Annotated in this window: 12 protein-coding genes; 3 read left to right on the forward strand and 9 right to left on the reverse strand. The window is 55.1% G+C overall.

Going from position 1 to position 12,505, the window contains the following annotated elements; translation table 11 throughout:
• Window positions 1-97: 97 nt before the first annotated feature.
• The 7 genes from HCQ99_RS03440 to HCQ99_RS03470 form a co-directional block, all read right to left on the reverse strand.
• Window positions 98-784, reverse strand: coding sequence for an N-acetylmannosamine-6-phosphate 2-epimerase (locus HCQ99_RS03440; protein WP_166985738.1), 687 nt, complete (start codon window positions 782-784; stop codon window positions 98-100).
• Window positions 781-1,674: an ROK family protein gene (locus HCQ99_RS03445; protein ID WP_166985741.1), complete on the reverse strand. Its 894-nt coding sequence runs from the start codon at window positions 1,672-1,674 to the stop codon at window positions 781-783. The genes HCQ99_RS03440 and HCQ99_RS03445 overlap by 4 nt, the downstream gene beginning before the upstream one ends.
• Before the next feature lie 11 nt (window positions 1,675-1,685).
• Entirely contained in the window at window positions 1,686-2,606 is a 921-nt protein-coding gene (locus tag HCQ99_RS03450; protein ID WP_166985743.1) for a dihydrodipicolinate synthase family protein, read from the reverse strand.
• Between the two features lie 111 nt (window positions 2,607-2,717).
• The gene (locus HCQ99_RS03455; RefSeq protein WP_166985745.1) at window positions 2,718-3,533 is read right to left on the reverse strand and encodes an ABC transporter ATP-binding protein; all 816 of its coding nucleotides are present in this window, start codon (window positions 3,531-3,533) and stop codon (window positions 2,718-2,720) included.
• A 2-nt stretch (window positions 3,534-3,535) separates the two neighbouring features.
• Entirely contained in the window at window positions 3,536-5,575 is a 2,040-nt protein-coding gene (locus HCQ99_RS03460; RefSeq protein WP_166985748.1) for a dipeptide/oligopeptide/nickel ABC transporter permease/ATP-binding protein, read from the reverse strand.
• A gap of 5 nt (window positions 5,576-5,580) precedes the next feature.
• Window positions 5,581-6,528, reverse strand: coding sequence for an ABC transporter permease (locus HCQ99_RS03465; RefSeq protein WP_166985750.1), 948 nt, complete (start codon window positions 6,526-6,528; stop codon window positions 5,581-5,583).
• Window positions 6,529-6,625: 97 nt separating this feature from the next.
• A complete protein-coding gene (locus HCQ99_RS03470; protein ID WP_166985753.1) occupies window positions 6,626-8,233 on the reverse strand; it encodes an ABC transporter substrate-binding protein in 1,608 nt (535 codons plus the stop codon).
• Window positions 8,234-8,415: 182 nt separating this feature from the next.
• Here HCQ99_RS03470 and HCQ99_RS03475 point away from each other — a divergent pair, with 182 nt between their 5' ends.
• The gene (locus HCQ99_RS03475; RefSeq protein WP_208317153.1) at window positions 8,416-9,138 is read left to right on the forward strand and encodes a FadR/GntR family transcriptional regulator; all 723 of its coding nucleotides are present in this window, start codon (window positions 8,416-8,418) and stop codon (window positions 9,136-9,138) included.
• A 15-nt stretch (window positions 9,139-9,153) separates the two neighbouring features.
• Here the strand turns inward: HCQ99_RS03475 and HCQ99_RS03480 are convergent, their stop codons facing one another.
• Together HCQ99_RS03480 and HCQ99_RS03485 are read right to left on the reverse strand one after the other, a co-directional pair.
• Window positions 9,154-10,164 carry a hypothetical protein gene (locus HCQ99_RS03480; RefSeq protein WP_166985755.1) on the reverse strand — a complete coding sequence of 337 codons (1,011 nt, stop codon included), beginning with the start codon at window positions 10,162-10,164 and terminating at the stop codon, window positions 9,154-9,156.
• A gap of 57 nt (window positions 10,165-10,221) precedes the next feature.
• Complete coding sequence (locus tag HCQ99_RS03485) at window positions 10,222-11,118, reverse strand: UTP--glucose-1-phosphate uridylyltransferase (RefSeq protein WP_166985758.1); 897 nt, start codon at window positions 11,116-11,118, stop codon at window positions 10,222-10,224.
• A gap of 87 nt (window positions 11,119-11,205) precedes the next feature.
• Here HCQ99_RS03485 and HCQ99_RS03490 point away from each other — a divergent pair, with 87 nt between their 5' ends.
• Window positions 11,206-11,820, forward strand: coding sequence for a 5-formyltetrahydrofolate cyclo-ligase (locus tag HCQ99_RS03490; protein ID WP_166985760.1), 615 nt, complete (start codon window positions 11,206-11,208; stop codon window positions 11,818-11,820).
• Complete coding sequence (locus HCQ99_RS03495; protein ID WP_166985763.1) at window positions 11,820-12,500, forward strand: NUDIX hydrolase; 681 nt, start codon at window positions 11,820-11,822, stop codon at window positions 12,498-12,500. The genes HCQ99_RS03490 and HCQ99_RS03495 overlap by 1 nt, the downstream gene beginning before the upstream one ends.
• Window positions 12,501-12,505 lie beyond the last annotated feature (5 nt).

Consider the following 12,505-nt stretch of genomic DNA (forward strand, 5'->3'; position numbering starts at 1 on the left):
ATCAGTTCTCTTCCATCCTTGCACACTCAGCTTTAAGTAGCGCGACAAAAGTTCAGATTGTCTGTTTCGCGCTCAGACAGAAAATAATCTTGCCGGCTTAAGCCCGGCTAGCAACCGCATCAGTAAACCAGTTAGTAATCGTGGTTGGATGCGTAATAGCTGTCCCAACAACAACCGCCCAGGCACCCAAATCGATCGCCTTTGCCGCTTCTTCTGGCGAATAGAATCGCCCCTCAGCAATAACCGGAATATCGAACTCCGCGACGCACTGCTCGAGCAGCTCAAAATCAGGGCCGGCAGTCTTTTCACGCTCACCGGTGTAACCGGCAAGTGTTGTTGAAATAATATCGCTGCCCGCCGCAGCAGCCATCCGCGCATCTTCGAGCGAGCCACAGTCTGCCATCACAAGAATTTTTTCGGCGTGCAGTGCCGCAACGACCTCTGCATAGCTCAGCCCGTCTGGGCGCGCACGACGGGTCGCATCAACCGCGACAATATCAGCCCCAGCCAGTGAGCAAGCGCGCGCATGCCTAAGAGTCGGGGTGATGTAAACTCCTGCATCCCCCTCTTTCCACAGCCCAATAACGGGCACACTAACCTGCCCTTTGACGGCAGCAATATCAGCCAAACCCTGACAGCGGATCGCTGCAGCACCACCCTGTTCGCAGGCGGCAGCCATGCGTGCGATCGTTGCAGGATCCCGCAGCGGTTCGCCCGGATAAGCCTGCACAGATACGATTAGCTTGCCCTGCAACCCGGCGATCACCGGCTCTAATTCATTCATTTTGCATGCTCCCTTCGATAGTGCACAGCCGCACCGATTAGAGGCGCATTCTCTTGCAATTCGCCGCGCACAATCGGCGTTTGTAACGCTACCGGAATGACAGAGGATGCATATCCCTCACGCACCGCCTGCCACCAACCGGCACCGGCGTTCACAACCGAGCCACTCAGCACAACCGCACCCGGGTCTAACAGATTTACAGAATCACCGATGAGCACACCCAGCGCACGCGCCGATCCGAAAACTATTTTTGCTGCCACACCATCACCGGCAGCCGCACGAGCTGCGATTTCGGCACCGCTGAGCTTCTCTCCGGTTGCCTTCTGGTAGCGCGCGATTAGACCGGAGCCGGAAGCAAGCGGTTCAATATGCCCGATATGCCCACAGGAACACACAAGTTTCTCTGCAACAGCCTCCGGCACGGTCATATGCCCAAAATGACCGGCCAGCCCAACCACACCGCGCTGCACTCTATCACCTTCGGTGAATGCGCCGCCGATGCCGGTTCCCAAGCCGATCGTAAGGCAGGATGCAAACCCTCTGCCGGCACCATAGATTGCTTCACCGAGACCGTGCGCATGCACATCACCCAAAGCTGCGACCGCACACCCGGCAGCGTCCGCAAGCTCTCCAGTAATATTCGTGCCCTGCCACCCCGGCAGCAGCGCACTCGACGAGACAACCACGCCGTCCTTTATCACGCCAGCAGCAGCCACAGCGATACCCTCATAAGCGGTGTAGGAATTAGCGATCTGCTGCAGCTTTGCCATAATTTGGCGGCCACCAAGATGCGCCTCAGTGGGCACAACACGGGGGTCTACAACCTGATCTCCATCAACCAGCCCGGCACGAATCTTAGTTCCGCCAATATCGAACGCGAGAATGCTCACGCGCTACCTCTTTAAGAAACAAGTCCGTGCCGCAGGAGCACCTGCCGCACCGCTTCCGCATCATCACCTGTAAGCGCCGCAACAGGTTCTGGCATTGCGTTAGTTTCGAGCACACCCATCTGCCAGAGGGCCGTCTTAAAACCGCCGACACCCGCGCCGTAGCCGACTATGCTGCGAGCACAAAACGCGAGTGACATCAGGTCTGCGAGCCGATCCTGCTCCGCCCGCACAGCCTCCCAGTCACCCGCCTGGAAGGCATTCCACTGCCGCACATAACCCTCGGGATCAACGTTTGCGAGACCCGGCACTGAACCGTCTGCACCAGACATGTAGGCACCGTCAACAACAATCTCATGCCCGGTAAAAAGCTGCAGCGGATGCCCAACAGCTTCGTTCCGCAGCGCCAGCAGGCGAAAGTTGACGTCGTCACCCGACGAGTCTTTAACACCCTGGATTACTCCGTCTTGGCCGAGGGTGATGAGCATATCCAACGGTAACTTCACATGCACACAAATCGGGATGTCGTAGGCATAAATTGGCAGCTGTGTTGCCTCGCGCAGCGCACGGAAATGGCGCTCGACCTGCGCAAACCCACCCAAGGCATAAAATGGCGCGGTCGCAACAACCCCGTCAGCGCCATACTCTTCAGCCATTTTAATGTGCTCAATTACGCGCTCTGTCTGTGTGTCAATAACACCCACCAGCACCGGCACGCGGCCGGCGACAACACGCTGGGTCGTCGCCATAACCTCACGACGGCGTGCAGTTGTAGAAAATGCCACCTCGCCAGAGGATCCCAAAATAAAAAGCCCGTGCACTCCAGCCGCAATTAACCGCTCTAGTTGCCGCTCAAACGAAGCCTCATCAAAGCTGCCGTCGGCTCGAAGCGGAGTAATCACCGGCGGCACAACACCGCGAAGCTTTTCAGACATTTCACGCGCACTTTCTTTGGTATTAAATTAGTGAGTTTTCAGTGGTTTATAGGGGCTTGCGGACACGCGGCGGTCTGGGTGGGGGGGTAAACCGCCGCGCATCACGCAAATCTAAACCTGCTGTGGCGGGTGCAGCAGTGATGGGGCTGCGCCAAGCAGTTTCTTGGTGTAGGCATCCCGCGGGTTGGCAAGCAAAGCCTGTGCCTCACCGGATTCAACTATTTTGCCAGCGTTCATCACAACGATGCGATCTGAAACATAGCGCACAGTCTGAATATCATGCGAAATAAACACCATCGAGAGGCCGAGTTCTTCTTTCAGATCGCTCAACAGATTCAGAATTTGCGCGCGCACCGACACATCTAGCGCGCTGGTTGGCTCGTCAGCGATAATCGCGTCTGGGCTTATCGAGAGCGCTCGCGCGATTGCAACACGCTGCCGTTGACCGCCTGAGAGCTGCCCGGGCAGGGCATCAAGAGCGGAATCTGGCAACCCAACCATCGCAATAAGGTCTTTAACTCGCGCCTCACGCGACTCCTTGGTGCCAATCTTATGCACAAGCAGCGGATCCAAAAGTTGGTCACGCACAGCCATCCGAGCGTTGAGTGCGGTGGCTGGGTCTTGGAACACAACAGACACCACCCGCCCGATGCGACGGCGGTCGGCGGCTGTACGTTTCGTGACAGACTTGCCTTTGAAAAGCACTTCACCGCTTGATGGCGCCAAAAGACCGCACATTACGTTCGCGGTGGTTGACTTGCCGCAGCCTGATTCGCCAACGATACCGATAGTTTCTTTCGGCATCAACGCCAGATCTATTCCCGCTATCGCGTTCACCTTGTTCGGCTTGAAAATCGAACCAGTGCGAGCGTTGTAAGTGACGCGCACATCTTTTAATTCAATAATTGGGGTGCTATCTTGAGTCATCACTATGACCCTTCCTGATCACGGTCTGCGAGCACTTTCTCAACCGGGTTGAGAGGCTTTCCATCCGCGTCTACTGCGCTGGAGTAGAAATGATCGGTGCCCGGAATATGCAGGCGTATCGGCGGCACATCAAGACCAACATCTGGGTGCGATGAGCGGGGCACAAAGCGGTCGCCAATCGGGAAATCCTTCGGCGATGGGACGGTGCCGGGCACCTGATGCAGACGACCCTCCCCCGCTTCAATTGAGAGCACGGATCCGAGCAGACCGCGGGTGTATTCGTGCACTGGATTCTGCAGTAGTTCGCGTGTTGGCGCCTGCTCAACAACCTGTCCAGCGTACATAACTGTAACCGCATCAGCCACCTCTGCTTCGAGCGCGAGGTCGTGTGACACGAAAACCATTGCGAATCCAAGTTTGTGCCGCAGATTATTGAGCAGCTCAATTACCTGTTTTTGCACTGTTACATCAAGCGCGGTTGTCGGCTCATCAGCGATAATGAGCTTCGGGTCGCGTGTCAGCGCCATAGCGATGAGCACCCGCTGCCGCTGACCGCCCGACAGCTCATGCGGATATGACGCAAGAGTGCGTTTCGGATCGAGACCCACCAAAGTTAGGAGTTCTTCCGCAGTGCGGGTGCCGCCGCGGCTGGTCAGCTGCTTCAACTGTGACCGAATTAGCATCGACGGATTCAAAGAGCTCAGCGCATCCTGATAGATCATGGCGAACTCATGCCCAAGCAGCGACTGACGCTCTTTCTCTGACATTTGCAGTAAATCTCGACCTTGATAGAGGATCTCGCCCGAGATTTCCGCCTGCGGATCGAGCAGACCCATAATTGCCAAAGAGGTGATCGATTTACCACAGCCGGATTCACCCACAAGACCCATAGTCTCACCCGGTCGCACTGCGAAGCTCACGTGATCAACCACATTTACATCACCGTGTCGTGGGAACTTAATGCAGAGGTCTTTAACCTCTAGCAGTGGCTCACCATCGAATGTTTTGTGGGTGCGATCAGAACGGTGAGATTCTGTGACACGCAAGGCCGCCAGTGATGCAGCAAGCGCACTCTCCTGTGCAGCGTGTGCTTTAACCGGGTCGTTGAGCAAACGATCTGCTTCACGCTCGGCGTCTGAGCGCGGCGCATCGCGCAGCTTCCCTTTCGGCGCAGCAACCATCGCGTCGGTAATGCCCTCAGACAGAATGTTGAGGCAGAGCACTGTGATCATGATCGCAAGGCCAGGGAACAGGGCCTGCCACCACCAGCCGCGAATCATGCCAGCCTGCGCACCAGAGAGGATATTGCCCCAAGTTGCGATAGGTTCTTGCAAGCCAGCACCAATGAAGGTGAGTGAGGCTTCAAGAATAATCGCGTCAGCCACCAGCACAGTGGCAAAGACAAGCACAGGTGCCGCAGTGTTGCGCACAACATGCTTTGCAAGAATCCACGGCGCACGCGCACCAGACACGACAACTGCGTTGACATAGTCCTCGCCGTACGCGGCGATCACATTAGCTCGCACAATACGTGTTAGCTGCGGCACATAGACCGCCGCGATCGCCATGATAATAACGAAAACCAGTGATTCAGGGTTTTTTGCATCGCGGAAAACCACTACGAGCACAGCCGCGAGGGCTATTCCCGGGACGGCCATAACGATATCCATGGCCCGCATAATTATTTCAGACAGCGATTTTCGCACAACCGCCGCGATCGAACCAATAATCGCACCAAATATCAGCGCAATCCCTGTTGCAGCTAGACCCACTGCAAGTGAGTAACGGCCACCGTAAAGCACCCGGCTAAAAACATCGCGACCGAGATGATCCGTGCCAAACCAGTAGGTGCTGTTGGGAGCAATGCCTTTAGCATCAATAAACTCAGGATCGTGTGGTGCGATAAACGGCGCGATAACTGAGATCACAACCACGAGCGCCAACACAACCAACGCAACCTTTGAGCTGCGATTCATGCGTGAGAAGGGTTTGAGACGCACTCCTGGCTGAGCCATTTTTTCGGTGAGTTGTTTACGGCTCATGATATTTAGACCCCCCGAATTCGTGGGTTAATGACCACATAGAGCAGGTCAACCAAGATGTTTATGATGACGAATGCAAGCGCAACCACTAACGCTGCGCCCTGCACAACTGTGACCCAGTTCTGTTGAATCCCCTCAACAAGCACCCGGCCCATGCCGGCCAAACCAAAGATGATTTCAATCACAACTGCGCCGCCCATCAGATAGCCCACCCGCAAGCCAATTACTGTGACTGGAGTGATGAGCGCGTTACGCAGCACATTGCGGCCGATAACAATGTTCTTTGGAATACCAGCGCCGAGAGCGGTGCGCACATAGTCACGGTTCAGCTCTTCCACCATCGACGTGCGCACAACACGCGTCAGCTGTCCGATGACCGGCACTGCGAGAGCACACGCTGGCAGGAGCATCCGGAGCAGCCAACCGCCGGGATTGTCAGAGAATTCAGGCAGCTTACCGGAGACGGGAAGCTTGCCGATGAACGTAACAACTAAAAGAATGGCAAGCCAAAAAGACGGAGTTGCAATACTTGCCACCGACAGCAGTCGGATCACCTGGTCGGGCCATTTATCCCTGAAAATAGCTGCGATAATGCCCAGCGGAAATGCCACGATAAGTGCAATTGCCAGACCTAAGAAGGTCAGTTGTATTGTCAGCGGTAGCGCAGTAAAAACCTTGTCGGAAACAGACTGTGAAGCCTGACCGTAGACACCTAGATCGCCCTGAAACAGATTAATAATGTAGTTGAAGTACTGCACGAGAAACGGTTGGTTTAGACCGTGCAGTTCGCGATACGCGTCAAGTTGCACCTGAGATGCTGTATCACCAAGCGCTGAATATGCCGGATCAATGGGCGACAGCGACATCAGCGCGAACACTAAAAAAGTGACGCCGAGGATGGTGATCGGCAGCATCAAAAGTCGGCGGCCAATCAGCCTGAGGAGGTTATTCACCGGTGGGCTCCCTCTAACAAGTTGTTCTGTGTGACGGTTACGGCGGGAGAGCAAAAGCTCTCCCGCCGTAACAGCTCAGCTGTTAAAAGCCGCTTCTTTATTCAGCTTTATGAGCGCCGAGCAGAGTCAGGCCTGTGGTTCCAATCGCCTTGAAACCAGAAACATCTGCGCTGTAACCGGTCAGGATAGAACGGTGGAAGAGTGGATAAATCGCTACTTCCTCAGATGCGAAATCCTGCACAGCTTCCCACTTCTTCTGTGCATCTGCAGCGTCTGTTGCAGACGCACCAGCATTCAGCAACTCCTGGAATTCAGCGAATTTCTCAGGATCGCTGTTCTTCCAGTTTGAACGTTCCTGAGTCCAAGCATTATCGCCAAGCCACCATCCGAACAGCAGAGCCGGGTCGGTGCCAAACACTGAAGGATCACCAGGAGCCACGATGACATCAAAGTTAGGCACATTGCCCTCAGCTGCGTTACCAGCCGCCCGGTTTGGGTAAAGGTCTGCAGTAGCCATGCTCTCGATGGTTGCTTCAATACCAGCAGCGGCCAAATCGTTCTTGATCTGTGGCGCAAGCTCAGCAACCCACGGGTGGTCGGTGGTCAAAATGTTAACAGTGAGACCAGAAACACCCGCGCTTGCCAGCAGCTCTTTTGCTTTAGCGGTGTCGTGGGTGTAAACGTGTGATGCACGCTTGTAGTTCGGGTGCCCTTCATTCAGGAATGAGCTTGCTTCAGTAGCTTCACCACCGAGGTTGTTGTCGATCAACTTTTGGGTGTCGATTGCATAGTGGAATGCCTGTCGCACCTTAGCGTTGTCGAAAGGAGCCTTAGCGGTGTTAAACATCATGAACGCAACGCCGAAGCCCGGAGTTGAGTCAACTTTAAGGCCGGCTGCTTCAAGCACCTCACGGTTTCCTGCTGGCACATTCTCAATAACATCGATCGTGCCGTCAGACGCTGCCGTGGTGCGAGCGGTGTCGTCTTTCTGCACCAACCAAGTGAGTTTCTCGGAGGTAGCAGGGCGTGGACCGTTGTAGTGCTCGTTCGGCACAGCGGTGACTTCAGCAGCGCCGTCAACAGACTCGTACTTGTAAGGCCCTGAACCAATCGGCTTTGCAGTAAGCTCCTCATCGGTCGCCGCTGAAGGAACGATCTTAATCAGCGCAAGACGTTCTTTCAGCTGCCCGAAAGGTGATGACAGGGTTACAGTAACAGTCATGTCATCTTTAGCCTCAATGGACTTGATGAAGGTGAGGAAGCCAGCATACAAGCTGCCCGCTTCAGGGTCGACAATGCGCTTGTATGAAGACTCAACATCTGCTGCGGTAACAGGTGTGCCATCAGAGAACTTTGCTCCATCACGCAGCGTAATTTCGTAGGTGTTCTCACCGACCTCTACCGGATCGCCCGCTGCCAGAGCTGGCACAGCAGAAGCGTTATTTGTGTAGTCAAGCTCCCAAAAACCTTCAACAACGTGCAGGTTGGTGCCCATTGCGAGAGCTGAAGTGGTGTTTGACGGGTGGAAATTAGTGGTGTCATATGCAACACCGGCCGTCAGCGGAGCACCAATAGTGTTAGTTTCTGGTTTAGCGGCTGCATCCTCTGATGATGAGCCACCCTTGCTTGCGCAAGCAACCAGTGACGCAGCAAGCGCAACTGAGGCAACAGTCACGAGTGCTTTTCGAGTGCGGGTGAATGACATCGACCCCTCCTCTTCCTTGAGTTTGAGTTACTTTTGGTATTAACTTGTCAGACATCAGACAGATCGTACTAACAGCCCTATGTTAACTTATGAAACGAGTTAAATTACAAATTTTGCAAACATTTTCTATTGCGTGACCTAACTGTAAACCTGACGAAACTCACGCAGATAGCGAGTCTCCTTTGATTTCAAGCCGCAAACTCGATCTCGGATCACGTTTTAACGCGACCGCGCGGGCGATTGAAGAGTACATTCTGCAGCACCAATTAAAACCGGGTGATGCTCTGCCGAGCGAAAGCGAACTGTGCAAAGCACTCGGCGTGTCTAGATCGTCTGCGCGTGAGGCTCTGAGGCAGCTTGAAGCCCTCGAAATTGTTTCTATTAAGCAAGGGCGCGGCGCGGTAGTCGGAGAAATGAGTTTGCGTCCACTGGTGCGCACCCTCTTAATGCGCTCATCAGCTGCGCCCGATTCCGCCGAGGCGCTGCTGCAGGTGGTGCTGCTCCGAGAAGTGCTGGAGCTTGGAATGGCTGAAGAGGTTGTTGCAAAACTGGCTGGCACTCGTAATGAAGAACTGCACGCCACCGTTTCAGAGATGCAGAGTCACGCCAACCAAGGGCGCAGTTTCTTAGAAAAAGACATTGAATTTCACACAAAACTCAGCGCTTGCCTTGATAATTCGGTGCTTGAGCAAATGCAAATAGCGATGTGGACGGTGCATCAGGAAAGTATCGTGCTGAACAGCACCCCAACACCCAGCGATCTAATGGATACTGTTAACGCACACGCAGCCATGCTGCGCGCCGCCGAATCTGGCGATTTAGAGGGTTATCGCACAGCAGTGCGAGCCCATTTTCACCCGCTCAAAGCCGTGTTACGAACGGTCATAGAGGAAGCTAGAGGCTAGTTTCACCAAACAGTTCTAGCTCGCGCGGCGGCGGCGCAGCGCGGCATCAAGGTTAACCCCACCGCCCTGTCTCGGGTCGATAACTCCAACCTCGTGCAGACGACGCTTAAGCTCAGTTGTTGGGGCAGTATTAGCAGTTACCGGCGCAGGTGTCGAGGTTGCCTCAGCGGCGACTGCTTTAGATGCAGTTTTGGGGGCTGCTTGCCGCAACAGAATTGAGTCCGTCTGGTTCTCTAGCACCACTTCCGGTCGCCGCACACGCGCCAACTGTTTGGCACGAGCCTCGGCGATCCGCTGCGCTGCAGCCGCCTGAGCTGCAGCATGCTGACGCGCCTGCGCGCGTGCTACTTCAGCAGCACTGAGAGTCGGATTAGCTGCGTTTGTCGCAGGCTCTTGCTTCACCACAACAGCAGAGTGGCTCCCGCCGCCAGCAGAAGCCGCCCGCAAGGAGCGCGCATCCCGCCGAGCCCGCTGCGCACGCTGCGCTGCACGACCGGGAGCTAACAGCACAAGCATCGCCAAACAGACGATAAAGGATCCGCCGGAGGCGACAAGCAGCGCAGCACCCTGACCACCGAGAGCCAGGCCGATTCCAACAACAGCGGCGATCAGTGACAGCACACCGATCGCCAGGAACACGAGGCGAAGAGATTTTGGCAGAGCGCCACGCAGTTTTTCCGCGCGCACAAGCGCAGCCTGTGAGCGCATCTGTCGTTTAGCCTCCAGCTCTGCGATGCGCTGTTTAGCTTTCGCCTGCGCCAGATCGGCACGTCTTGCCGCTAACGCTGCTTGCTGTTCAGCGTGCAGTTTTCGTTCCTTCTGCAGCACCTGCTTAGCCTCTTCAACAATCGCTCGCTCGGCTGAGATCTCAGCCTGATTCGCAAGCCGCCGCATCGCCCGTTGGAGACGTCCGGCATACAGCTCAGCCTTCAGAGTGCGACGACGTTCAATCAAGGCAGGAATTAAAATTCCAGCCCACAAAATAATAGCTAAGCCAACCAGTAATCCGCCGCCAATTGCACCCATAGCCACAACTGTATTCGGAAACTAGAATATATCCGCTTTTAACACGCGGAAGACATGCTACAACTGTGCTGCAAACTCTTTCAGCCAGGCTTTTAGATCGTCACCGACACCGGGGCTTTCGATCCCCACCTGCACATTTGCTTTGATCCAGTCGCCTTTATCCCCGGTATCGTAACGGCGGCCGCGGAAAATTACTCCGTAAACAGGGCCAGCGCTCTCCCCAGCTTCACCGCGAGCCAGTGTGTTTAACGCGTCGGTCAGCTGAATTTCACCACCACGCCCGGGTTCTTGCTTTGCGAGCAGCTCAAAAATTTCTGGCCGTAACACATAGCGGCCAATCACGGCGAGGTTGGAGGGCGCTTCTGCTGCCGTCGGTTTTTCAACGAGCGAGGTGATTCGCACAACTTCCGAGTTCTCCGTCGGCTCAACCGCGGCGCAACCGTACATGTGGATCTGCTCCTGCGGCACCTCCATCAAAGCGATAATGGTCGCACCGCGCGCGTCGTGCTCAGCAATCATCGTTGGCAGCAGAGGATCACGTGCGTCGATCAGGTCGTCACCGAGCAGCACCGCAAAACTTTCCTGCCCAACATGCTGCTCTGCGCGACCGACGGCGTGGCCGAGGCCGAGCGGCTGCCCCTGCCGCAGGAAGTGCACGTCAGCGATATCGCTCGCGTCTTTCACCATGCCGAGTTTGGTGTTATCACCTTTTTTATGCAGAGTCTGTTCAAGCTCAGGCACGCTATCAAAGTGGTCAACGATGTTGCCTTTGTTGCGGCCAATAATTATCAATACATCATGCAGTCCACTGGCGGCCGCCTCCTCAACCACATACTGGATTGCTGGCTTATCGACAATCGGAAGCATCTCTTTCGGAGTGGCTTTTGTAGCAGGCAGGAAGCGGGTTCCGAGCCCGGCAGCGGGAATTACTGCTTTGATCACTGACTTACTCATACCCCGAGGGTATCCCAAATATTCTAAATTTCCTGAGAAGTGCGAGGACTCCAGCAACATTTGAGCGGATTTTGAGAGAATTGAGACATGCAGATTGACAAGATGCACCAAATTAAGCGCGAGATTCGAGCGACCGTAAAAGCTAAACGCTTAGCGCTGACAGATGCACAAAAATCTGCCGCGGCCCAAGCCCTCACAGCCAACATGCAAGAGTTGGTTGTTGCGCGCGGCGCCCGCACCGTCGCCGCCTATCTCCCGGTGCGCTCAGAACCAGACACAAGCCAATTTATATCCTGGGCGAAAGAAAACAGCGTTCGAATCTTGCTGCCGTCATGCAGACCTGACATGCTAATGGACTGGATCGAGCCGAGCAGCTCAGAAACTATTATCGGCGCGAACGGCATCCCCGAACCTATTGGCAAAGTTTTTAGCCCAATGGAGATAGACAACTGTGATCTAATTCTGCTTCCCGCTGCTGCGGTTGATGAATCCGGCACCCGACTCGGATGGGGTGGCGGCTACTACGACCGCACACTCGGTTCAACGCAACAGGTGCCCGATACTTTCGCACTGCTCTATGACGATGAGTTGGTTCCCGATCTACCGCGCGAAACACACGATGTTCCCGTCACCGGCGTGGTGCAGCCGCAGGGCATCCGCTACCTAGACCGTAAACCGTTAAAACTCGATCTCGAAAGCTGATGCCCAGAACGGAATTCGATCCGGTAGCTCAGCTGAAATTGCTGGGCACCAGGGATTTCAAAATACCGTTTAAAGCGCTAGCGGCTGTGCCAGATGACGCGGGAGCGATCCGCAAATCTGCGGTGTTGCTGCTGTTTGGAGAATCAAGCAACCACCCTCCGCAAACTCCAACAGACCTTGATATTCTGCTCATTCAGCGCAGCCCGAATCTGCGCTACCATGCTGGGCAAATATCCTTCCCGGGTGGCGGTGTTGAGCCGCAGGATCAGAACCACACAGACACCGCGCTGCGCGAAAATCATGAAGAAACTGGCGTACCAGGCTCGCAGGTAACTCCCCTGGGTGAGCTACAACCGTTGTTTTTACCGGTGAGCAACAACCTGGTCACTCCTGTGCTTGGGTGGCGACACACGCGAAGCGAAATTCGTGCGGATCAGGTAGAGGCGATAAGCGCCTTCCGTGCTTCACTCGCTGAGCTGCTAAACCCTGAGAACCGCGGCACACTGACTTTAAAATTTGACGACAAAAAGGTCGGCACACCGGCCTTTGAAATCTCTTCCCCGCACGGTAAAACCCTGCTGTGGGGTTTTACCGCGATGGTTTTTGACGGTGTGATATCCGAGCTGGGCTGGGAGATTCCTTGGGATGAGAGTCGCCAGCTATATTTACCAACTCGCTAGGTGCC

The sequence above is a fragment of the Canibacter zhoujuaniae genome (genome assembly GCF_011752015.1).
GTDB lineage: Bacteria > Actinomycetota > Actinomycetes > Actinomycetales > Microbacteriaceae > Canibacter > Canibacter zhoujuaniae.